This window comes from Streptomyces sp. NPDC025784, assembly GCF_055558435.1.
This window is the reverse complement of record NZ_JBVHMN010000017.1, coordinates 163,270-185,960: the sequence shown is the minus strand read 5'-3', so window position 1 is coordinate 185,960 and position 22,691 is coordinate 163,270. Positions and strand designations below refer to the sequence as shown.

The 22,691-nt window shown below is 72.0% G+C and carries 19 protein-coding genes; 5 read left to right on the top strand and 14 right to left on the bottom strand.

Annotation, left to right across the window (positions count from 1 at the left end):
• Both purE and ACZ4IF_RS32500 read right to left on the bottom strand, forming a co-directional pair.
• Positions 1 to 525 (bottom strand): 5-(carboxyamino)imidazole ribonucleotide mutase, encoded by a 525-nt coding sequence (gene purE, locus ACZ4IF_RS32505; RefSeq protein ID WP_078629328.1) that lies wholly within the window; start codon positions 523 to 525, stop codon positions 1 to 3.
• Entirely contained in the window at positions 522 to 1,661 is a 1,140-nt protein-coding gene (locus tag ACZ4IF_RS32500) for a 5-(carboxyamino)imidazole ribonucleotide synthase (RefSeq protein ID WP_467569296.1), read from the bottom strand. The genes purE and ACZ4IF_RS32500 overlap by 4 nt, the downstream gene beginning before the upstream one ends.
• 196 nt (positions 1,662 to 1,857) lie before the next feature.
• Between ACZ4IF_RS32500 and ACZ4IF_RS32495 the strand changes: the two genes are divergently transcribed.
• A complete protein-coding gene (locus ACZ4IF_RS32495) occupies positions 1,858 to 2,394 on the top strand; it encodes a GtrA family protein (protein ID WP_467569293.1) in 537 nt (178 codons plus the stop codon).
• Between the two features lie 20 nt (positions 2,395 to 2,414).
• Here the strand turns inward: ACZ4IF_RS32495 and ACZ4IF_RS32490 are convergent, their stop codons facing one another.
• Positions 2,415 to 3,689 carry an ATP-binding protein gene (locus ACZ4IF_RS32490; protein ID WP_359501304.1) on the bottom strand — a complete coding sequence of 425 codons (1,275 nt, stop codon included), beginning with the start codon at positions 3,687 to 3,689 and terminating at the stop codon, positions 2,415 to 2,417.
• 96 nt (positions 3,690 to 3,785) lie between these two features.
• Positions 3,786 to 4,463 (bottom strand): response regulator transcription factor, encoded by a 678-nt coding sequence (locus ACZ4IF_RS32485; protein WP_018566970.1) that lies wholly within the window; start codon positions 4,461 to 4,463, stop codon positions 3,786 to 3,788.
• Between the two features lie 491 nt (positions 4,464 to 4,954).
• On the opposite strand from ACZ4IF_RS32485, the gene ACZ4IF_RS32480 reads away from it, so the two are divergent.
• A complete protein-coding gene (locus tag ACZ4IF_RS32480; protein WP_467569289.1) occupies positions 4,955 to 6,451 on the top strand; it encodes an oligopeptide:H+ symporter in 1,497 nt (498 codons plus the stop codon).
• Positions 6,452 to 6,556: 105 nt separating this feature from the next.
• On the opposite strand, the gene ACZ4IF_RS32475 is transcribed toward ACZ4IF_RS32480, so the two are convergent.
• The 6 genes from ACZ4IF_RS32475 to ACZ4IF_RS32450 form a co-directional block, all read right to left on the bottom strand.
• The gene (locus ACZ4IF_RS32475; protein ID WP_467569402.1) at positions 6,557 to 7,855 is read right to left on the bottom strand and encodes a hypothetical protein; all 1,299 of its coding nucleotides are present in this window, start codon (positions 7,853 to 7,855) and stop codon (positions 6,557 to 6,559) included.
• Between the two features lie 62 nt (positions 7,856 to 7,917).
• The gene (locus ACZ4IF_RS32470) at positions 7,918 to 9,072 is read right to left on the bottom strand and encodes a hypothetical protein (RefSeq protein WP_467569400.1); all 1,155 of its coding nucleotides are present in this window, start codon (positions 9,070 to 9,072) and stop codon (positions 7,918 to 7,920) included.
• Between the two features lie 14 nt (positions 9,073 to 9,086).
• Complete coding sequence (locus ACZ4IF_RS32465) at positions 9,087 to 10,070, bottom strand: hypothetical protein (RefSeq protein WP_467569286.1); 984 nt, start codon at positions 10,068 to 10,070, stop codon at positions 9,087 to 9,089.
• 34 nt (positions 10,071 to 10,104) lie between these two features.
• On the bottom strand, positions 10,105 to 10,809 hold the full coding sequence (locus ACZ4IF_RS32460) for an LPXTG cell wall anchor domain-containing protein (protein ID WP_467569284.1): 705 nt from the start codon (positions 10,807 to 10,809) through the stop codon (positions 10,105 to 10,107).
• A gap of 318 nt (positions 10,810 to 11,127) precedes the next feature.
• Positions 11,128 to 11,673, bottom strand: a complete 546-nt coding sequence (locus ACZ4IF_RS32455; protein ID WP_467569282.1) for an ATP-binding protein — start codon at positions 11,671 to 11,673, stop codon at positions 11,128 to 11,130.
• A 296-nt stretch (positions 11,674 to 11,969) separates the two neighbouring features.
• On the bottom strand, positions 11,970 to 12,338 hold the full coding sequence (locus ACZ4IF_RS32450) for an STAS domain-containing protein (protein ID WP_345658297.1): 369 nt from the start codon (positions 12,336 to 12,338) through the stop codon (positions 11,970 to 11,972).
• A 250-nt stretch (positions 12,339 to 12,588) separates the two neighbouring features.
• Between ACZ4IF_RS32450 and ACZ4IF_RS32445 the strand changes: the two genes are divergently transcribed.
• The gene (locus ACZ4IF_RS32445; RefSeq protein WP_037765928.1) at positions 12,589 to 13,527 is read left to right on the top strand and encodes an RNA polymerase sigma factor SigF; all 939 of its coding nucleotides are present in this window, start codon (positions 12,589 to 12,591) and stop codon (positions 13,525 to 13,527) included.
• 312 nt (positions 13,528 to 13,839) lie between these two features.
• Positions 13,840 to 15,411: a ricin-type beta-trefoil lectin domain protein gene (locus tag ACZ4IF_RS32440; protein ID WP_467569279.1), complete on the top strand. Its 1,572-nt coding sequence runs from the start codon at positions 13,840 to 13,842 to the stop codon at positions 15,409 to 15,411.
• On the opposite strand, the gene hutI is transcribed toward ACZ4IF_RS32440, so the two are convergent.
• The 4 genes from hutI to hutU are packed head-to-tail and all read right to left on the bottom strand — an operon-like array spanning position 15,404 to position 20,824.
• Entirely contained in the window at positions 15,404 to 16,615 is a 1,212-nt protein-coding gene (gene hutI, locus ACZ4IF_RS32435; protein WP_467569277.1) for an imidazolonepropionase, read from the bottom strand. The two genes, ACZ4IF_RS32440 and hutI, sit on opposite strands and share 8 nt — an antisense overlap.
• Positions 16,615 to 17,955 (bottom strand): formimidoylglutamate deiminase, encoded by a 1,341-nt coding sequence (locus ACZ4IF_RS32430; RefSeq protein ID WP_467569397.1) that lies wholly within the window; start codon positions 17,953 to 17,955, stop codon positions 16,615 to 16,617. Before ACZ4IF_RS32430 ends, hutI begins: the two co-directional genes overlap by 1 nt.
• The gene (locus ACZ4IF_RS32425; RefSeq protein ID WP_467569276.1) at positions 17,946 to 19,163 is read right to left on the bottom strand and encodes an allantoate amidohydrolase; all 1,218 of its coding nucleotides are present in this window, start codon (positions 19,161 to 19,163) and stop codon (positions 17,946 to 17,948) included. Before ACZ4IF_RS32425 ends, ACZ4IF_RS32430 begins: the two co-directional genes overlap by 10 nt.
• On the bottom strand, positions 19,160 to 20,824 hold the full coding sequence (gene hutU, locus ACZ4IF_RS32420; RefSeq protein ID WP_467569275.1) for a urocanate hydratase: 1,665 nt from the start codon (positions 20,822 to 20,824) through the stop codon (positions 19,160 to 19,162). The genes ACZ4IF_RS32425 and hutU overlap by 4 nt, the downstream gene beginning before the upstream one ends.
• A 145-nt stretch (positions 20,825 to 20,969) precedes the next feature.
• Between hutU and ACZ4IF_RS32415 the strand changes: the two genes are divergently transcribed.
• Positions 20,970 to 22,493: a type III PLP-dependent enzyme domain-containing protein gene (locus ACZ4IF_RS32415; protein ID WP_467569273.1), complete on the top strand. Its 1,524-nt coding sequence runs from the start codon at positions 20,970 to 20,972 to the stop codon at positions 22,491 to 22,493.
• Positions 22,494 to 22,691: the final 198 nt, after the last annotated feature.

The following is a 22,691-nucleotide window of genomic DNA, read 5'->3' as shown; positions in this document are numbered from 1 at the left end:
TCACTTCCCGAAGCCGAAGCCGCTGTTCGCGCCCTCGACCTTGGTCCGCAGCCGCTTGCCCTTCTCCGTCGCCTGGTCGTTCAGCTCCTGCTGGAACTCCCGCATGCGGCCGAGGAGCTCCTCGTCGTGCGCGGCGAGCATGCGGGCCGCCAGCAGACCCGCGTTGCGCGCGCCCGCCACCGAGACCGTCGCCACCGGCACGCCCGCCGGCATCTGCACGATCGACAGGAGCGAGTCCATGCCGTCCAGGTACTTCAGCGGCACGGGCACCCCGATCACCGGGAGCGGGGTGACCGACGCGAGCATCCCGGGCAGATGGGCGGCACCGCCCGCACCCGCGATGATCGCCTTGAGCCCGCGCTCCGCGGCCTGCTCCCCGTACGTGATCATCTCGCGCGGCATGCGGTGCGCCGAGACGACGTCCACCTCGTACGGGATCTCGAACTCGTCGAGGGCCTGCGCGGCGGCCTCCATGACGGGCCAGTCGGAGTCCGACCCCATGACGATGCCTACAACGGGGCTCATTCGGTGATCGTGCCTCTCAGGTAGCCGGCTGCGTGCCGGGCGCGCTCAAGGACGTCGTCCAGGTCGTCGCCGTAGGTGTTGACGTGACCGACCTTACGTCCGGGCTTCACGTCCTTGCCGTACATGTGGATCTTGAGCTGGGGGTCGCGGGCCATGCAGTGCAGATACGCGGAGTACATGTCCGGGTAGTCGCCGCCGAGGACGTTGACCATCACGGTCCACGGGGCGCGCGGGCGCGGATCGCCCAGCGGCAGGTCGAGAACCGCGCGGACATGGTTGGCGAACTGCGAGGTGATCGCGCCGTCCTGGGTCCAGTGGCCGGAGTTGTGCGGGCGCATCGCCAGTTCGTTGACCAGGATGCGGCCGTCGCGGGTCTGGAACAGCTCGACCGCGAGGTGGCCGACGACACCCAGTTCCTTGGCGATGCTCAGGGCCATCTCCTCGGCCTTGAGCGCGAGGGTCTCGTCGAGGTCCGGGGCGGGCGCGATCACCGTGTCGCACACGCCGCCGACCTGCTGGGACTCGACCACCGGGTAGGCGACCGCCTGGCCGTGCGGGGACCGCACGACGTTCGCCGCCAGCTCCCGTACGTAGTCGACCTTCTCCTCGGCGAGCACGGGGACACCCGCGCGGAACGGGTCCTCGGCCTCCGCCACGGAGTCCACGACCCACACGCCCTTGCCGTCGTAACCGCCGCGGACCGTCTTGAGGACGACGGGGAAGCCGTCGCCCTCCGCCGCGAACGCGGCGACGTCGGCGGGATCGCTCACGATGCGGTGCCGCGGGCAGGGCACTCCGATCGCGTCGAGCCTCGCGCGCATCACGCCCTTGTCCTGGGCGTGCACGAGCGCGTCGGGCCCCGGGCGGACGGGGATGCCGTCCGCCTCCAGAGCACGCAGGTGCTCGGTGGGTACGTGCTCGTGATCGAAGGTGATCACGTCACAGCCCCGCGCGAAGTCACGCAGCGTGTCGAGGTCGCGATAGTCGCCTACGACGACATCGCCGACGACCTGCGCCGCGGAGTCCTGAGGGGTGTCACTGAGGAGCTTGAACTTGATGCCGAGCGGGATGCCCGCCTCGTGTGTCATACGAGCGAGCTGACCGCCGCCGACCATGCCGACTACCGGGAACGTCACCCTGCAAGAGTATCGGCCGCGCCACCGTGGCCGGTTTCCGCGCCCGTACGCGACCGTCCCCCGGTGTCCGACGCGACTTTTCTTACCTGTGAGCCCTTGCACAGGCATCGCGGAAGAGGGCTGGATAGCATGGCTGAGTTGACATAATCGACCGTCGTAACCGACGACGTATCCACCGACGGGGGCTGGCGACACCATGGGCAGTGCTTCTACGGGGTCTCGTCCGGGGCCCCGCAGCGCGGTTCACCGCCGGTTCGACCTGCTGATGCGCGAGGTTGCCAAGTTCGGCGCGGTCGGCGGCGCGGGGCTGCTCGTCAATCTGCTCGTGTTCAACCTCGTACGCCACCTCACCGGGCTCCAGGTCGTGCGGGCCAGTGTCATCGCCACCGTCGTCTCCATCGTCTTCAACTACATCGGGTTCCGGTACTTCACCTACCGTGACCGCGACAAGAGCGGGCGCACCAAGGAGCTGACGCTCTTCCTGCTGTTCAGCGCCGTCGGCCTGGTCATCGAGAACGGTGTGCTCTACGCCGCGACGTACGGCTTCGGCTGGGACAGCCCGCTGCAGAGCAACATCTTCAAGTTCCTCGGCATCGGCGTCGCGACGCTCTTCCGCTTCTGGTCGTACCGCACGTGGGTGTTCCGGGCGCTGCCCGCCCGGGAGACCGTGGCCAGCGCGGAGGCCCTCCTCGACGCGCAGCCGGCGCGGACGCGGGCGCGCGCCGACATCTGACCCCCGCCCTCACCGGCACGTCAGCGGACCGTCTGCTCCGGTTCGTCCAGCGAGGGGCGCTTCAGCGGGGTGCGAGACAGGAACAGGCCGAAGACCGGGGGCTGCGCCTGGAGCATCTCCAGACGTCCGCCGTCCGCCTCCGCGAGGTCCCGTGCGACGGCGAGGCCGATGCCCGTGGAGTTGCGCCCGCTGATCGTGCGCTCGAAGATGCGGGCGCCCAGGTCGGTGGGGACGCCGGGTCCCTCGTCCGTGACCTCGATGACGGCCTGGTTGCCGGTCACGCGCGTCCGCAGCGCGACGGTGCCGCCGCCGTGCATGAGCGAGTTCTCGATCAGCGCCGCCAGGACCTGCGCGACCGCCCCGGGGGTGCCCACCGCCCGCAGGTGCCGCTTGCCCGAGCTGACGATGGCGCGGCCGGCGCTGCGGTAGGCCGGACGCCATTCCTCCAGCTGCTGCTTGATGACCTCGTCCAGGTCGAAGGAGACGGCGGAGCCGGTACGCGGGTCGCGGGCGTTGGTGAGCAGCCGCTCCACGACGTCCGTGAGGCGCTCGACCTGCGCCAGTGCGATGGTCGCCTCGTCCTTCACCGTGTCGGGGTCGTCGGTGACGGTGATCTCCTCCAGCCGCATGGACAGCGCCGTGAGCGGCGTACGGAGCTGGTGGGAGGCGTCGGCGGCGAGGCGGCGCTCGGCGGTCAGCATCCGTGCGATGCGCTCCGCGCTGCCGTCCAGTACGTCGGCGACCCGGTCCAGCTCGGGGACGCCGTACCGCTTGTGGCGGGGGCGCGGGTCGCCCGAACCGAGCCGTTCCGCGGTCTCGGCGAGGTCGGTGAGCGGCGAGGCGAGCCGGTTGGCCTGCCGCACGGCCAGCAGCACCGCGGCGACGATCGCCAGCAGCGCCACCGCGCCGATGATCAGGAGCGTCCGGCCGACCTCCCTGGTGACGGACGAGCGCGGCTCCTGGACGGTGACCGTCTCGCCCTCCTCGCCCCGGGCGGTGTAGTGGATGATGTCGCCGGTCGGCTTGGTGCCGACCTCGATGGGGGCGCGGCCGGGGATCTCGATCACGGCGTACCGCTCGTCCGTGACCTGGTCCTTGAAGGTCTCCCCGGTGATCTTCTCGTCGCCGAGGATGCGGCTGTCCACGATGCTGGCCAGGCGCAGCGCCTCGGAGTCCACCCGCTCCTGGGCGCTGTTGCTGATGGTGCGGGTCTCGACGATCACGAGGGACACGCCGAAGACGGCGATCACGACGAGTACGACGGCGAGCGTGGACTGGATGAGACGGCGACGCACGGGGCCCTCCGGGCAGGTGGCTGTACGTGGTCCAGTGTGCCCCGGCGCCGCGCCGGCCCGGGCGACACGACGCCCCCGGGCCGGGCCGGGGGGCCGTCAGCTCTTCTCGAAGCGGAAGCCGACGCCTCGCACCGTCGCGATGTAGCGGGGGTTCGCCGCGTCGTCGCCGAGCTTCTTGCGCAGCCAGGAGATGTGCATGTCGAGCGTCTTGGTGGAGGACCACCAGGTGGTGTCCCAGACCTCGCGCATGAGCTGGTCGCGGGTGACGACCCGTCCGGCGTCCCGCACCAGCACCCGCAGGAGGTCGAACTCCTTTGCCGTGAGCTGGAGTTCCTCGTCGCCCATCCAGGCGCGGTGCGACTCGACGTCGATGCGCACGCCGTGCGTGGCGGGCGGCTGCTGGGGCTCGGCCGCACCGCGCCGCAGCAGCGCCCGTACCCGGGCGAGGAGTTCGGCGAGCCGGAACGGCTTGGTGACGTAGTCGTCGGCACCCGCGTCGAGACCGACGACCGTGTCGACCTCGTCGGCACGCGCGGTCAGGATCAGGATCGGGACGGTGTGGCCCTCGGCACGCAGCCTGCGCGCCACCTCCAGGCCGTCCATGCCGGGCAGCCCGAGGTCGAGCACGACCAGGTCGACGCCGCCCTGCATTCCGGCGTCCAGCGCGGTGGGTCCGTCCTCGCGCACTTCGACCTCGTAACCCTCCCGGCGCAGGGCGCGGGCCAGCGGCTCCGAGATGGACGCGTCGTCCTCGGCGAGCAGTACACGGGTCATGGGGTGATGGTAGTCCGCCGCGGACGACAGCCGTGTGGTGATCGGCCTTCGTCATTCACACCCTCCACCAGGGTGATTCTTACCTGTGGCTGTGGGATGCGATCCTGAGGATCACCTTCGAATGAGTGTCCATGGTTCCAGGATCACCTGTGATCCATCTCTCAAGTCCTTCCATATGCCGCATTGACATGTCGTATGGTGACCAGAACGCCTGTAGCACCACACGGGGACCTTTGGCGAGAGATTCACGCTGAAGGTCTCTTTTGTGTGCGGGCTGGTGTTTGCCAGCCTCGAAAGGAATGACCTGTGGCCGGGCCCGAACGCGCCGTTGCGTGAAGGGCGTGGATCCCGGTGGTCGCCGTCCGCCGCTTCGCCATCCGGAGCGGACTCCCCCTGGGCGTGGGGGTGGACGACGTGCTCCGCCGGTGCCGGCCGCCCCCCACCGGGCGCGCAACGCTCATGCCGCGCGTCCCGACCAGCAAGGAACGACCATGGCGTCCAGCCTGACGAAGGACTCGGTCCGCCCGGGCACACCCGGTTCCGAGAAGACCTTCTTCGGCCACCCCCGCGGACTGGCCACTCTCTTCATGACCGAGATGTGGGAGCGTTTCTCCTACTACGGCATGAGGGCTCTTCTCCCGCTGTACCTGGTCGCGCCGGGCGGCCTCCACCTGAGCGCGGCCACCGCGACCGCGATCTACTCGGTGTACCTGTCGCTCGTGTACCTGCTCGCGCTCCCGGGCGGCTGGTTCGCGGACCGTGTCCTCGGCCCCCGCAAGACCGTCGCCCTCGCGGGCGGCATCATCATGCTCGGTCACCTGACGCTGGCGCTGCCGACGTCCGGCACCTTCTACGCCGGCCTCGGCCTGGTGGCGATCGGTTCCGGTCTGCTGAAGGCCAACATCTCCACGATGGTCGGCCACCTCTACGACGGCCCGGACGACCCGCGCCGTGACGGTGGCTTCACCCTCTTCTACATCGGCATCAACGTCGGCGCGTTCGCCGCTCCGCTGGTCATCGGCACCATCGGCGAGAACGTGAACTGGCACCTGGGCTTCGCCCTCGCCGCGCTCGGCATGGCCCTCGGCCTCGTCCAGTACCTGCTCGGCGGCCGTCACCTCAGCGAGCGCTCCAGCGAGGTCCCCACACCGCTGTCCGCCGAGGAGAAGGCCGCGACCCTGCGCAAGGCCGCGCTGTGGGCCGGTGTCGCCGTGGTCTTCTACGCGATCGTCGGTTTCTCCGGCCACTACACGCTGAACTGGCTGCTGGTCCCGATCACCGTCGCCGGTCTGCTCATCCCGGTCCTGGTCATCGCGCGCATCAAGCGCGACAAGAGCCTCGACCGTGTCGAGCAGTCGAAGATGTCCGCCTACATCTGGTTCTTCGTCGCCGCGGCCGTCTTCTGGATGATCTACGACCAGGGCGGCTCGACCCTGTCGATCTTCGCCGACTCGTCGGCCAAGAACACCGTCTTCGGCTGGGAGTTCCCGGTCTCCTGGTACCAGTCCGTGAACCCGGTCCTGATCATGGCCCTGGCCCCGGTCTTCGCCTGGCTGTGGCTGGCGCTGAACCGCCGCGGCAAGGAGCCGAGCACGGCGGTGAAGTTCGCCTCCGGTCTGATCCTGATCGGTGCGTCGTTCTTCCTCTTCCTGGCGCCGCTGGCGATCGCCGACGGCGGTCACAAGGCCGCCGCCATGTGGCTGGTCGCGATCTACTTCGTACAGACCGTCGGTGAGCTGACCGTCTCCCCGGTCGGCCTCTCCGTCACCACGAAGATGGCGCCCGCGAAGTACGCCTCCCAGATGATGGGTGTCTGGTTCCTGGCCGTCACCGCCGGTGACGCCACGACCGGTCTGCTCTCCATCGCCGGCGTCGACCTCAACAAGACGGGCATCGTCGCCCTGCAGGCCGCGCTCGCCGTGGCCGCCGGTGTCGCCGTCTGGATGTACCGCAAGCGGGTCAAGGAGCTCATGGGCAACGTCCACTGACGGACTCCCGCCTCCACGCGCCGAAGGGCCGTCGCACCGACCGGTGCGACGGCCCTTCGGCGTCGTGGCCCTGCCGCGGGGCGGCTGCTCCGCGGCGACGGTCCGTCAGCCGCCCGCCCTGCGTCCCGGCAGGAACGTGAAGACCGCTCCGCCCAGCAGGACGACCGTCCCGGCGACCAGGCCGAGGGCCTTGAGCGCCCCGTGGCTGTCGGAGCCGGTCTCCGCGAGACCCCCGCCGGACGCCGTGCCGCCGGAGCCCGAGGCTGCGGACCCGCCGCCCGAGGCCCCGCTCGCCTGCTCCGTGGTGTCCAGCGTCAGCGAGACCTCGGACTTCGTCGGGGTGCAGGTCGTCGTCGTACCGAGGGCCTTCACCGTCAGCACGCCCGGGGACAGGGTGGAGCTGCCGCTCGCCCCCGGCTTGTAGGTGCCGGTGAGGTCGGGGATCTCGATCGGGTCGCCCGACTTGATCGCCTTGGCGTTGGTCGGCCCCTCGACGTGCACGGTGCCCTTGTCCGACCCGCCCAGGACCACCTCTATCGACGGCTTGACCGAGTCGGCGGGGATGTCGGCGGGGCTGTCCATCACGGACTTCTTGAACTGCACGGTGAGGTCGAAACTCCCGCCGTCCTTCTTGGCGTTGATCTGCACGGGAGAGGTGGCGTTCTTGTCCCCGATGGGCGTCTTGCACGCGTAGGGGACGGAGACCTCCTTGCCCGTGAAGTCCGACTGGCCGCCGCTGTCACCGCCGGTGGTGGATCCGCCGGTGTCGCTGCCGTCGCTCTCACTGGCGCTCGGGGACGGGGTCGCCGAGCCGGTGGGCAGTGTGGGCAGCCCGGTCGGGAGGGTCGGCGTCACCGTGGGCAGACCGCCCGTCGTGCCGCCCGTGTCTCCCCCGCTTCCCGTCACCTTGATGGTCGCCGCCGGTTTCACCGTCTCCTTCGGCGTGCACTTCGTGTCGGTGGACAACGGCTTGCTGACGTTGATGTTGTACGCGTCCGGGGTCAGCGTGACGTCTCCGGCCGCGGTGAGTTTCAGCTTGCCGGTCATGTCGGACAGCTTCATGTCGCTGTTCTTGGGGATCGCCGGGTTGGACCGCGGCCCCTCCATCGCGATGTCGGCGGTCTGCGCGCCGGCCGCCTTCAGCGTGCCGGTCGGCTTGACCGTGTCCTTGTCGAGGTCGAGGACGTCGGGGTTCTTGGAGGCCGCCTGGACGAACTTCCAGGTGATGGTGACCTCGTCGCCGACCTTCGCCTCGGCGGGCGCGGTGATCTCGACCTTCGTGGTGCCCTCGACCGGGGGCAGCCCGGAGATCGAGGGCGGGATGCACTCGGTCTTGTACGACACCTCGGCGGCCTGTGCCGGGGCCGCGGCCGCACCCAGCAGGATGCCCGCGCCACCGAGCATCAGCGCGACCCCGGCCGCGCTCACTCTCCGCCCTGGTCCCGGTGCCACTCTCCGTTGCTCGCTCACGTATGTCCCTTCCTCGTCTGACTCGTCCGAGTCGTCGGGCTGTTGTCCTGCGGTGCGGAGAGCTGACCGTTCGCCGCGGTTCCCGGACCGTTGTCCGGGGTGAACCACGGCAGGGTCGGGTTCGTGGAGTTCGAGGACGCCGGCGGCGCCGTGCGCCGCTTCGGTGCCTTGCGGGTCTTCGGTGCCGCCGGCCGCCCGGGGGCCGTGTCGTCGGAGGCCGGGGACAACGCCGGCCGCGGCAGGCGCAGGGCGAGGCCGGGAAGCCTCAAGACCCGGCGGCGGGCCCGCCCGGTCGACCTGCGCGGCCGCACCCGGTCCACCACGGCCATCCCGGCACGGAACACGGCGGCCGGGACGACGAGGCAGAGCAGGATCCAGAAGACGGTCACGCCCCAGGGGCGGCCCACGCCCCACGGCTGCTCGGCGAGCACCTTGCCGCCGTACTTGAGCGAGACGCTGTAGTCGCCGTGCGCCCCGGCCGACAGTTCGACCGGGAGCTTGATCTGTGCCTTCCGGCCGGGCGCGATCGTGCCGCGCCACTGCTGCTCCTCCCACTGCGGCGCGAACACGCCGTGGGAGGTGCCGACCTGGAAGAGGGGGTTCTTCACGGGGGCGGTGCCGACGTTGCCGACGGTGAAGACGAGGGTGCGCGAGGGCGGTGAGCCGAACCAGGTGAGCAGGCCGTCGGACCCGTCGAGCCGGGTGTCCGTGAGCACCGACAGGCGCCCGCCGCTCTCCTCCTTCGGCAACGGCTCGACCGAGTGCCCGGCCACCATGAAGATCGCGTCCGCCTCCGCCTTCTCGCCGGTGACGGTGGCGACGTGCACCACGCACGGGCACGGTTTCGGCGGCTCGGCGACCGGCAGCCGCTTGCTGAAATCGCCCTTCGCGTCGGTGGTGACGGCCCGCCCGTCGGCGTTGGCGCAGGAGTTGGTGCCGCCGATCACCCCTCGGGACGGCACGGACTGACCGCAGATCAGCATCATCAGCAATGCCTTGGGGCGCCACCCGCTGCCGGTCACGGTGATCGAACCGCCGGTCCCCGCCTGCGAGGCGGACAGCCGCACGCCCGGCTTCCCGTCGGCGGCCACCGCGTCCGTTCCCACCGCCGGGACCAGGACGAGCGCGAGCGCCGCGCCCAGCGCCGCCATCCGCACCTTGACGCTCACGACACCGCTCCCGTCAGTTCGACTTCCGCACACGGCTCATCACTCGCCCCGCCGCGGCCCGTTCCGCGACGGGCGCGGCGCCGTACGACGACGAGGGCGCCCACCGCCGCGAGGGCGCCCGCCACCCCGGCCACCGGGCCCCACGGTACGAACCTCACCGACGTGGTCGAGGTGTCGCGTGCGCCGCCCGCGGCCGTCACGGTCAGCCGGACGTCGACCGCGTCCAGGGCCGGCGGATCGTGCCACGGCTCGCTGAGCCTGACGCGGCGGCCCGGCAGCAGTTCGAGGGGCAGGGCGCGCGGAGCACGGTCGAGGAGCTCGCCGAGGACGCCTTCGGCGTGGACCGCCAGTCTCGGGGCGAGGACGGTGGTGCCGCGGTTGACCAGCTCGTACGAGATCCGGTCGTGGCGCACGGTGACGTGCTCGACGGTGAGCGCCGACAGCGTCGGTCCGCCGACGCGCAGGTGGACGCGGACCGCCGAGGACCGTCCGCCGGCGCTCGCGACGATCGCGCCGGGGTGATCGCCGGGCGTGGCCCCCGCCGGGACGCTCACGGTGAACGGCACGTCGGCGCGGGTGCGGGCCGGGACCCGCACCGCGACCGTGCGCACGCCGACCCGTCGGCCCGCGGCGGGGCGGTCGCCGGTTTCGGTCTCCCGCGCGAAGCCGATCCACGCACCCGTGTCCGACGACCTGCTCCGCACGGTGAAGGCGCCGTCCGCGGCGTTGTCGGCGTCCGCGCCGCGCAGCCGGACGGTGAGCGGCTCCGGGCCCGGGTTCAGCACGGACACGGAGTCCTGGAGCACCGCGCCGGCGGCTCCCTCCGCGTAGACGTAGGGGCGGGCGCCGGCCGGGTCCGCCGTGCTCGTGGACGGCACCACGGACCAGCCGTCGGCCCCGAGGGCCGCGGTCGCGGGTGCCGCGACCGACAGCGCCAGGGTCAGGCCCAGCGCACGGGCGGCGAAGAGTGCGTACGGCATCGGCGGCTCCCTGGGGCTTCGGGCGTGCGAGGCGTCAGCGGCGTACCGCCTGATGCCTGCGCGTGAGCCACAGGACGCCGGCCGCGCCCGCGAGCAGCACCGTGCCGCCGAGGGTGCCGAGGGCGATCGCCGAGTCCTCGGGGCCGGTCTGCGGGAGCTCGCCGCCGGAGTCCGAACCGGCCTGGCTCTGGCTCGAACCCGACGAGCCCGAGCCGCCGCCCGCGGCCGTGACGTCGAGGGTCAGGGAGGGCTTGGGGTCGTTCGAGGGGGTGCACGTGGTGGTCGTGCCGAGGGCCTTGATGGTGAGCACGCCGGCGGTGAAGGTGACCTTGCCGGACTTCTTCGGCGTGTACGTGCCGCTCAAGTCGCTGATCTTTATGGGGGTGTTGGCGGGGATCGCCGCCGCGTTGGCGGGCCCGCTCACCGCCACCGTTCCGCTGTCCGCGCCGCCCACCTTGACGACGGCGCTCGGGCTCATCGCGCCCTTGCCCAGCTCCACGGGACTGGAGGAGACGCCCTTCTGCCAGGACATCGTGAGCTTGTAGCCGCTGCCGCTCTTGACGCTCTTGATGTCGATGGGCGAGACGGCGCTCTTGTCGCCGATCGGCGTCTTGCACTGGTAGTTGACGTTCACCACGGCGGCCTGGGCTGCGGGGGCGGCCATCAGCACCGCCGAGCCGGCCAGGGCCGCGGCGGACGCGAGCGCGGCGGTTCGTTTCTGGTACGTCCGGTACGACACCTCGAAGTCCCTCCGTCGCCGAGATTTCCTGACGGCACATCAGATCGGGCGCTCAAAGTACGCCCGGGGTCTTGCGGAGGGAAGACAAAGTGCGCGCCGGATCTGAGGAGATCCGGCGCGCATGCGGCGACGTACGAAGAAGGGTTCGAACCGCCGGTAACCCCAGTTGCCGGGGCGGGACGGACACGGGACGGCGGGTCCGCGGGGGTGCGGCGCGCCGTGGGCGGCGGGTCGGCGCGTGCCGGGCGGGGCGTGGCGCGGCGGGTGTGCGCACGCCGGGCGCGCGCCGCACGAGAGAGTGCGGCGGCTCCGCGAGGGCTACGCGGGGGCCCCGAGCTCCGCCCACACGGTCTTGCCCGCGACACCCGGGGTCCGCACGACCCCCCAGTCGAGGCACAGCCGCTGCACGATGAACATGCCGTGGCCGCCGGGACGGCCGGCGCGGTGCGGGGTGCGCGGCGCGGGCTGCCCGTTGCCCCGGTCGGACACCTCGATGCGCAGCACCTTGTTGTCGCAGCTGATCCTGAGTTCGTCCGGGCCCTCGGCGTGCAGGCAGGCGTTGGTGACGAGTTCGGAGACGACCAGCAGGACGTCCTCGGCGGCGGCCCGCTGGTCGGCGCCCGAGGCGGGCAGCCAGCCCCACGCGTACAGCGCCTGGCGGGCGAAGTCGCGGGCGAGCGGCACCACGCCGCTCGCGCCGTCGAAGTTCAGCCTGCGGGCCTGGCGGTCGGTGGAGGGGACGGCCGCGACGACCGGGGGCGCGCCGTCTCCGGGCGCCAAGCCGCCCACGGACGCCCCGGAAGCGCCGCCGTCGCCCGACTCCGGGCCGCGGTCGCCCGGCGGGTAAGGCCGGGTGGTGCTCATCAGCGCTTCACCTCACCGATTCACCGGTTCACAATTCAAGACTCGGTACGTTTCAGGTCTCAGTACGTGCGGATCGAACTTGTGGATCAAACGTGCGGACCGACGGCGTGTGCACCGCCGCTCCGCTCCCGCCGCCGGCACATGTGCTGCCGACACGTTCAGGATGTCTCCTGCCCGACCGAACCGTCCGAACACCCACTTATTCGGCACGGAACGTGTGACGCGGGTAACGCATCGGTCACTCAGGGGCAACTGGGGCACAACCTCGAGGCGGGAGGGCCTGCGGAACAGGGTGATCAGCCGCCGAGGGCGGCTTCGAGCGTCTCGTGGACGGTGAAGACGGCCTCGGCCCCGGTGATCTCGAAGACCCGGGCGACCACGGGCTGCATCGCCGCCAGATGAACCCCACCGCCCGCGGCCTCGGCCTTCAGCCGGGCACCGAGCAGCACATTGAGTCCGGTCGAATCACAGAACTCAAGGCGTGAGCAGTCGACGACCAACCGTGAGTACCCCTTTTCGAGGCACTTCTCGAGTGGCTCACGCAACAATTCGGCCGTGTGGTGATCCAACTCACCCGCGGGAGTCACGACGGCGCTTGAGCCCTCTTCCCGCACCTCGACAAGAAGCCGGCCCGACTGTGCGCTGCCGACCGTCCCGCGGTCCATGCCGTCTCTCTCCCGGGTGTCGTGACTGCTGAAATCTGCACTCGAACACTACGCCTTCCCTACGACCTCCGACACCCGAACAACCCCCCGAAAATGGACATTTCGCCGCGAATCATACTTGCGGTGACCTTGTGAAAGCGGGTAGGGCTAGTAGAGACACGTATTCGACACGGCCGGCTTTGGAGGCGCCGCACACCGCAGTGCACGTATTGGCTTCGGCGGCCATATGCCGAGAACGATGGAGGACATCATGTCACCCCGGCTCGACGCATCGCAGACCCAGACGGCGACGTCGACACCTTCTCTGGACCTTCCGGAGCGCCTCGAAAGGACCGGTGGCCCCGATTCGGCCGCCGAAACCCACGAGTTCGACGGTTTCGACGCCCTCGCCGGACTTCCTGAGATCCCCCCGTACGACGAGGTGGGGCCGGTGGACGCACGGGCTCTGTCCAAGACGCTCTTCCAACGACTCGAGTCCCTCGAAGAGGGCACCCACGAGCACGCCTACGTACGCAACACGCTCGTCGAACTGAACCTCGCGCTGGTGAAATTCGCCGCCTCCCGCTTCCGCTCGCGCAGCGAGCCGATGGAGGACATCATCCAGGTCGGCACCATCGGCCTCATCAAGGCGATCGACCGCTTCGAGCTGAGCCGCGGCGTCGAGTTCCCCACCTTCGCCATGCCGACGATCATCGGCGAGATCAAGCGCTTCTTCCGGGACACGTCGTGGTCCGTGCGAGTGCCGCGCAGGCTCCAGGAACTCCGCCTGGACCTCGCCAAGGCGGGCGACGAACTCGCCCAGCAGCTGGACCGCGCCCCGACCGTGGGTGAACTCGCCGGGCGCCTCGGCATCAGCAACGACGAGGTCGTCGAGGGCATGGCCGCCTCGAACGCGTACACGGCCAGTTCGCTGGACGCGCAGCCCGAGGAGGACGACTCCGAGGGCGCGCTCGCGGACCGCATCGGCTACGAGGACCACGGACTCGAAGGCATCGAGTACGTCGAGTCCCTGAAGCCCCTGATCGCCGAACTCCCGCCGCGCGACCGGAAGATCCTCTCGCTGCGCTTCGTCGCCAACATGACCCAGTCCGAGATCGGCGACGAACTCGGCATCTCCCAGATGCACGTCTCCCGGCTGCTGTCCCGCACGCTGGTGCGGCTGCGCAAGGGGCTGACCGTCGAGGAATGACCTCCCCGCCGTCGCCGGGCCGACCGCTTCCCCACCGGTCGGCGCCCGGCCGAGCGGTGTCCGTCCGGCCGGCTGTGTCCGGTACCCGATCGCCCGGGTACCGGACACAGCCGGTTCCGGGCCCGCCCGCCGCGAGGCCGACATGCCCACCGCCCCGCCGGCGACCGCCGCGGTCACGGCTTGGCATCAAGCCGAGTTACCCCCGGAAACCCCTTTTCCAGCCGGATCGCCTCCACCACTATGGGCCCCCCATACCCGCCGGTAGGTCAGGGCTCCGGCGGGCGGGCCGAGGGGATGCGAGGAGGCACGGGAATGGCTGGGGCCGGCCGGACCGACGCTGAGGACCCCGGGGACGAGGCCGGGGGCGAGGGCATGTTCGCCACCGTCTCCGACGCGCAGCTCACCGAACTGCTGCGCGCCGACACCCCGACCGCGTATCCGGCGCTGCGCGAACTGCGCCTGCGCCACCGGCCCGCGGTCCACGCCTACGCCCGCATGTGCACGGCGGGCGAGGCCGCCGCCCGCCAACTGACCGCGCAGGCCTTCGCGCTCGCCGCCCGCGACACCGCGCTCGGCAGCGACCCGCGCGGACCATGGCGCCATCAACTCCTGCTCCTCGTGGGACAGGTGGCCGCCTCCTGGGCCACCGGGGAACGGGCGAGCCGCCTCGACCCCGACCTGCTCGGGCGGCTCCTGCACGCCGGTCCCGACGGCCCCGTCCCGCCGATGCTCGACGCCTTCGAGTCGCTGCCGACCCGCGTCCAGGGCCTCGTCTGGTACGGCGTCGTCGACGAGGAACCCGACGAGCGGACCGCGACGCTCCTCGGCATCACCCCGCAGGACGTGACCTACGGGCGCGGCCCGGCCTTCCAGGCCCTGCGCCAGGCGTGTCTGAAGACCCGCCTCGCCCGCTCCGGCAACCCGCGCTGCCAGGACTTCCGGCGGCTGATCGAGGAGGCCGCGCACCCCGAGAGCCCCCGCTACAGCGCCGACCTGCACGCCCACATGGCGCACTGCGGGCACTGCGCCGCCGCGTACGAGGAGCTGGGCGCGCTGCGGGACACCCCGCGCGAGGCCCTGGCGGAGGGGCTGCTGCCGTGGGGCGGTGCGGCTCTCGTGGGACGCCGCGACGGCGAGCCCCGGACCACGCCCGCCGCGCGGGGCGGCTGGGCCGGACTGCCCTCGCGACGCTTCGTGCTGGTCTCCGCCGCGCTCGGTGTCGCGGTGGCCCCGCTGCTGCTTTTCCTGCTGACGTCAGGCGGCTCGGACCCCGCGCCCACGGCCGGAACGGTCCGCACCCCCGAGGCGCCGCCCCCCGTGACGGTCACCGCGACCGTGTCCACGTCCGCGTCGCCGTCACCCTCCGCCACCGCCCGGCGCCCCGGCCGGCCGCCGACCCCCTCGCCGACCGCGAAGCCGTCGAGGACGCCCGCGAAGACGCCGAAGCCGTCGCCGACACGCAGCGCCTCCCGTCCGCCGGACGGCACCTTCGCCCAGGTGGTGAACGTCGACTCGGGCCGGTGCCTGGACATCCGCGACGGCGACCTGGACCGCGGCACGGACGTGATCACGGCCCGCTGCACCTCGTCGCCCACCCAGATGTGGCGCGTCGACACCGACCGCGACGTCCTCCAGTCGTACGCCGATCCGGACTACTGCCTCGACAGCCGCGGCGACACCGACCGGGGCGTGGGCATCTGGGAGTGCGACTCGGTCTACGGCTCCCACGGCCAGAACCTGCGCTTCACCGTGGACGGCGACGGCGTGATCCGGCCCGCCATCGCACCGGACCACGCGGTCACCCCGGACGGCTACGGCGTCGCGCTCTTCACCGCCGGGGGAGGCGACGACCAGCGCTGGCGCGCCGGGGCGACGGCTACGTGACCGGGACCCCGCGCCGCCACACGCGCGACACCAGCGGGACGCCCGGCCGGTAGGCCAGGTGCACATGGCTCGGGGCGTCGAGCAGGGCCAGGTCCGCGAAGGCCCCCGGGGTGAGACGGCCGACGTCGTCACGGCGCAGGGCCGCCGCCCCGCCCGCCGTCGCCGACCAGAGCGCCTCGTCCGGGGTCATCCGCATGTCGCGCACGGCCAGGGCGATGCAGAACGGCACGGACGACGTGAAGGACGAGCCCGGGTTGCAGTCCGTGGACAGGGCGACGGTGACGCCCGCGTCCAGGATGCGGCGGGCGTCGGGCCATTCCGCGCGGGTGGAGAACTCGGCGCCGGGCAGCAGCGTGGCCACGGTCCGGCTGTTGGCCAGGGCGTCCACGTCGGCGTCCGTCAGATGCGTGCAGTGGTCCGCGCTCGCCGCGTCCAGTTCCACGGCGAGCTGGACGCCGGGGCCGTAGGAGAGCTGGTTGGCGTGCACACGCGGGTGCAGGCCCTTCGCCTTGCCCGCCGTGAGGATCGCGCGCGCCTGGTCGCCGTCGAAGGCGCCCTTCTCGCAGAACACGTCGACCCAACGGGCGTGCGGGGCACAGGCGTCGAGCATCTCGCCGGTGACCAGGGCCACGTACCCGGCCGGATCGTCCGCGTAATCCGGCGGGACGATGTGCGCGCCGAGATAGGTGACCTCGTCGGTGTGCGCCGCCGCGATGCGCAGGGCCCGCGCCTCGTCCTCCACGGTCAGGCCGTAGCCCGACTTCGTCTCGAACGTGGTCGTGCCCTGGCGCAGGGCCTCGGCCAGGTAGTGCGTGAGGTTGCGCTCCAGGGCCGCGTCGTCCGCGGCGCGGGTCGCGGCGACGGTGGTGCGGATGCCGCCCGCCGTGTAACCGCGGCCCGACATGCGGGCGTTGAACTCCTCGGTGCGGTCGCCCGCGAAGACGAGATGCGAGTGGGAGTCGACGAAGCCGGGGATCACGGCCCGGCCCCCGGCGTCGACCCGGTGGTCGGCGGCGGGTGCCTTGTCCGACGCACCGGTCCAGGCGATGCGGTCGCCGTCGATGACGACGGCCGCGTCCCGGATCAGGCCGAGGGGCGACCCGTCACCGAGCGAGGGGTCGTTGGTGACCAGGCTTGCGATGTTCGTGATGACGGTGGTGCTGCTCATGGCGTCCTCAGGGGTGGCGGGACTGCGGGTGGGCATCAGGCGCGCAGGGCTTCGACGGCGTCCGCGAGCGCGGTGGGCACGTCCGGCACGAGCGTGTGCGCCCCGTCCCGTACGACGTGCCGGCCGGCCACGACCGTATGGCGTACGTCGGCACCCGTCGCGGCGAACACAGCCGTCTCGGCGCCGAGGCGCGGCAGGGGTCCCGCTGTTCTGACCGTGTCGAGGGCGATCGTGGTGAAGTCGGCGGGCGCGCCCGCTTCGAGGAGGCCGGCGTCGTCCCAGCCGAGGGCCGCGTGGCCGTCCGCGGAGGCGGCGCGCAGCAGGGAGGCCGCCGTCCAGTGACCGCGGGTGCGGGTGCGCAGGCGCTCGTTCAGCTCCATCGCGCGGGCCTCTTCGAGCAGGTCGATGACGGCGTGGCTGTCGGAGCCCAGGGACAGCGGCGAGCCGGCCCGCTGGAGGGCGACGGCCGGCCCGATGCCGTCCGCCAGGTCGCGTTCGGTGGTCGGGCACATGCAGGTGCCGGTGCCCGAACCGCCGATCAGGGCGATGTCCTCGTCCGTGAGGTGCGTGTTGTGGACGCCGGTCGTACGCGGGCCGAGGACTCCGTGGTCGGCGAGGAGCCGGGTGGGTGTGCAGCCGTGCGCCTGCAGGCAGGCCTCGTTCTCCGCCGTCTGCTCGGACAGGTGGACGTGCAGCGGGGCCCGCCGTTCCTCGGCCCAGCGCGCCACGGTCGACAGCTGGTCCGCGGGCACCGCCCGTACCGAGTGGACGGCGGCACCGATCCGTGCGTGCTCCCGGTCCTTGAGCAGCGCGGCGCGCTGCGCCCAGGCGTCGGCCGTGCCGTCCGAGAAGCGCCGCTGGTGCGCGTTGGGCGGCTGTCCGAAACCGGAGGAGAGGTAGGCCGTGTCGAGGAGGGTGATGCGGATCCCGGCCTCCCGCGCGGCCTCGATCAGCGCTTCGCCCATCGCGTTCGGGTCGGCGTACGGGGTGCCGCCGGGGGCGTGGTGCACGTAGTGGAACTCGCCGACCGCGGTGACGCCCGCGAGCGCCATCTCCGCGTACACCGCGCGGGCGAGCGCGCGGTAGGTGTCCGGGGTCAGCCGGTCGGCGAAGGAGTACATGACCTCGCGCCAGGTCCAGAAGGTCCCGGAGCCGACCTGGACGGTGCCGCGCAGGGCCCGGTGGAAGGCGTGCGAGTGGGCGTTGGCGAGTCCCGGGAGGGTGAGTCCGCGCAGGATCTCGGCGCCCGGCGGCGGGGTCTCGGCTCCGGTGCGGACCGCGGTGATGCGGCCGTCCCGTACGTCCAGGGCGACGCCCGGCTCGACGTGGGTGTCGAGCCAGGCGTGTTCCAGCCAGTACGTCTGCGTCACCTGCAGGCCAGCCCTTCGAGTACGTCGGCGAGTGCGGTCACCCCGGCCACGCAGTCGTCCTCGGCGGCGTGCTCGGCCGGGGAGTGCGAGACGCCCGTGGGGTTGCGTACGAACAGCATGGCGGTCGGGACGGTGCCGGAGAGGATTCCGGCGTCGTGTCCGGCACCCGTACCCAGAACGGGGACGGTGAGGTCCGCCTCCTTGCCCAGGATGCGCGCGAGTTCGTCGCGCAGCGCGTGCTCGAACTCCACGACGGGGGTGAACGACTCGCGGACGACGTCGAGTTCGATGCCGTGCGCCTCGGCGTACTCGCGGGCCGCCTTCTCGACGCCGGTGACGACGGTGTCGAGGGTCGGCTGGTCGGCGGCCCGGGAGTCGAGCCAGCCGCGGACGAGGGAGGGGATCGCGTTCACGCCGTTCGGCTCGACGGAGATCTTCCCGAACGTGGCGACGGCACCGGCGAGTTCCGCCTCGCGCCGGGCGGCGAGCACGGTCTCGGCGTAGGACAGCATCGGGTCGCGGCGGTCCACGAGCCGGGTCGTGCCCGCGTGATTGGCCTCGCCGCGGAAGTCGAACCGCCACCGCCCGTGCGGCCAGATGGCGCTGGCGATGCCGACCCGGTCGCCGCTGAGGTCGAGGGCGCGGCCCTGTTCGACGTGCAGCTCGACGAAGGCGCCGATCCGGGCGAGCCGCTCGGGGTCGGGCCCGATCGTGGCGGGGTCGTACCCGGCCCGTTCCATGGCCTGCGGCAGGGTCACGCCGTCCGCGTCGGTGAGCCGGTGGGCCTGTTCGACGGTCAGCTGTCCGGCCGCGAGCCGGGAGCCGACGCAGGCGAGCCCGAACCGGGCGCCCTCCTCGTCGCCGAAGTTGACGACGGCCACGGGCTTGGTGAACCGGACTCCCCGCGCACGGAGTTCGTCGAGCGCGGCGAAGGAGGACACGACACCGAGGGGCCCGTCGAAGGCGCCTCCGTCGGGGACCGAGTCCAGGTGCGATCCGGTGACCACGGCGTCCTGCCCGGTGGGGTCGCCGAGCCAGGCCCACTGGTTGCCGTTCCGGTCGAGCTCGTAGGTGAGGCCGCGGGCCTCGGCCTGGTCCTTGAACCAGGCCCGGCAGTCGGCGTCGGCACCGGTCCAGGCGAACCGGCGGTATCCGCCGGAGGCGGAGCTGCGGCCGACCGGCAGCAGCTCCGCCCACATGCTCCGGAAGCTCACGCCTCGCCGCCCTCGCGCATCGGCACGCGCACGCCGCGCTCGTCGGCGACCGACTCGGCGATGTCGTAACCGGCGTCGACGTGCCGGATGACGCCCATGCCGGGGTCGTTCGTCAGGACCCGGCGGATCTTCTCGCCGGCCAGCTTCGTGCCGTCGGCGACGGAGACCTGGCCCGCGTGGATGGACCGGCCCATGCCGACGCCGCCGCCGTGGTGGAGGGAGACCCAGGAGGCGCCGGAGGCGACGTTCACCATGGCGTTCAGCAGCGGCCAGTCGGCGATCGCGTCGGAGCCGTCGAGCATGGCCTCCGTCTCACGGTAGGGGGAGGCGACGGAACCGCAGTCGAGGTGGTCGCGGCCGATGGCCAGCGGTGCCTGGAGCTCGCCGCTCGCGACCATGTCGTTGAACCGCTCGCCGGCCTTGTCGCGCTCGCCGTAGCCGAGCCAGCAGATGCGGGCGGGCAGGCCCTGGAAGTGGACGCGCTCGCCGGCCATCTTGATCCAGCGGTGCAGCGACTCGTTCTCCGGGAAGAGGTCGAGGATCGCCTTGTCCGTCTTGTGGATGTCCGAGGCCTCGCCGGACAGGGCCGCCCAGCGGAAGGGGCCCTTGCCCTCGCAGAAGAGGGGGCGGATGTAGGCGGGGACGAAGCCGGGGAAGGCGAACGCCCGGTCGTACCCGGCGAGCTGGGCCTCGCCGCGGATCGAGTTGCCGTAGTCGAAGACCTCGGCGCCGGCGTCCATGAAGCCGACCATCGCCTCCACGTGCTTGGCCATCGACTCGCGGGCCCGGGTGGTGAAGCCGGCCGGGTCCTTGGCGGCCGCGTCGGCCATGTCGTCGAAGTCGACGCCGACGGGGAGGTAGGCGAGCGGGTCGTGGGCCGAGGTCTGGTCGGTCACGATGTCGACGGGGGCGCCCTCGGCGAGCATGCGGGGCAGCAGCTCCGCCGCGTTGCCGAGCAGGCCGATGGAGAGCGGCTTGCGCTGGTCACGGGCCTCGACGGCGAGCTGGAGGGCGTGCTCCAGCGAGTCGGCCCGCACGTCCAGGTAGCGGTGCTCGATGCGGCGCTCGATGGCACGGGGGTCGACGTCGATGCAGATCGCGACGCCGTCGTTCATCGTCACGGCCAGCGGCTGGGCGCCGCCCATGCCGCCGAGGCCGGCGGTCAGGGTGATGGTGCCCGCGAGCGTGCCGTTGAACTTCTTCGCGGCGACGGCGGCGAAGGTCTCGTAGGTGCCCTGGAGGATGCCCTGGGTGCCGATGTAGATCCAGGAGCCGGCCGTCATCTGGCCGTACATGGTGAGACCGAGGGCCTCCAGGCGCCGGAACTCCTCCCAGTTCGCCCAGTCGCCGACCAGGTTGGAGTTGGCGATAAGGACGCGCGGGGCCCACTCGTGGGTCTGCATGACGCCGACGGGGCGGCCGGACTGGACGAGCATCGTCTCGTCCTGCTTCAGGGTCCGCAGCGTGCGGACCATGGCGTCGAAGGAGCGCCAGTCCCGGGCGGCCTTGCCGGTGCCGCCGTAGACGACGAGCTTGTCGGGGTGCTCGGCGACCTCGGGGTCGAGGTTGTTCTGCAGCATCCGCAGGGCGGCTTCCTGCTGCCATCCCAGGGCGCTCAGTTCCGTACCGCGCGGCGCTCGGACGGGGCGGGGTCCTGACATGGGCTGCCTCCTGTGCGGACGGGTCCGGTGTCCGGACTGTTCAGCGACTGTTGCTATGGATATTCACATCCTGACTTCTTGAATAGAGCTAGTCAATAGCGACGTGCGCCAGCGCCGCCGAGCCGTGGATGTTTGGCTGGGATGTATGGGTGCAGACAGGGACAGGACGGGGGATCCGGTGGAGCACGCGGAGGGCGGGAACGGGACGGGCCGGAGCGGCGCGCACGGGGCCCCGCCCGGCGGTGGGGGGACGGGCGCCCGGGGCGCGGGCGGGACCGTCCCGCCGCGGGCCCCGGCGGGGCGCAGCGGGACCGGCGGGAGCGGCTCGCCCGAAGCGGACGCCGACCGGGTCGCGCGACGCGACGAGGCGGTCCGGGCCGCGGTCGAGCAGGGCCTGACCGGGCCGGGAACGCCCGTCGTCGCGCTCCTCGACGTGCACGGCATCAGGGCGTCGGCGGCGGACCTGCGGGCCGCCTTCGCGGCGGTGACCGCCCCCGGCACGCCGGTGCTGCACGCCTTCGCGGTGAAGGCGACCCCGCTCGTGCCCGTCCTGCGGCTGCTGCACGAGGAGGGCATCGGCGCGGAGGTGGCGAGCCGCGGGGAGCTCGCGCTGGCGCGCGCGGCCGGAGTTCCCCCCGCGCGCACCGTCCTCGACTCCCCCGCCAAGACGAAGGCCGAGCTGCGCGAGGCGCTGGCGCTGGGGATCGCGGTCAACGCGGACAATGCGCAGGAGCTGGACCGACTGGACGCGGCCGTCCGGTCCGCGCCCACCCGCGCCCCCCTCGGGATCCGGGTGAACCCGCAGGTCGGCGGGGGTTCCATCGAGGCGCTGTCCACCGCCACGGCGACCTCCAAGTTCGGGGTCGCACTGCGCGACGAGGGCGCGCGCCATTGGCTCGTCGAGGCGTTCGCCGGCCGTCCGTGGCTGACCCGGCTGCACCTGCACTCCGGATCCCAGGGCGTCCCGCTGTCGCTGATGGCGCGAGGGGTGGCGGAGGTGTACGCACTGGCCGAGGAGATCAACCGGCGCGTCGGACGGCGGCAGGTCGACACGATCGACATCGGCGGCGGGCTGCCGGTCAACTTCGGTTCCGACGCGACGACACCGACGTACGCGCAGTACGCGCGGCTGCTGTCGGAGGCGGTGCCGGGGCTGTTCGACGGGCGGTACGGCCTGGTCACCGAGTTCGGGCGGTCGCTGCTCGCCAAGCACGGGACGGTGCTCGCACGGGTCGAGTACGCGAAATCCGCCGGAGGGCGGAAGGTCGCGGTCACGCACGCCGGGGTCCAGGTGGCGGCCCGCACGGTGTACGCGCCGGCGTCATGGCCGCTGCGGATCGCCGCGTACGACGCGAAGGGCCGGCCCAAGACGGGCCCGGACGTCGTCCAGGACGTCGCGGGCCCCGCCTGCTTCGCCGGCGACCTGCTCGCCGAGGGGCGCGCGCTGCCGCTGCTCGAACAGGGCGACCACGCGGCCGCGCTGGACACGGGGGCGTACTACTTCGCCCACCACTACGCGTACAACTCCCTGGCCCGTCCCGGGATCTTCGGGTTCGCCCGGGACGCGGGGGGCGGAGTGCGCTTCGCGGTCGTCCGCGAGCCGCAGACCGTCGACGAGATCGTCGCGGAGTCCGGCGGGGCGCAGCGGTCCGCCCTCACGGGGCTCTAGGGGCACGGGCGGGGGCGCTCACGGGAACGCACGCCTCCCCGCACTCCTGGGCGCCCCAGGCCACCCCTGCGCGACGACACTTACCGGACACAGAATGTGGCCAGTTGACCCACCTTAGTCACCGCGGGCATGTTCCACAGGAAAATGCCGGATCCCTCACCCGTCACGCACACGTTGCGTAACTTCGGCGTCACTCGG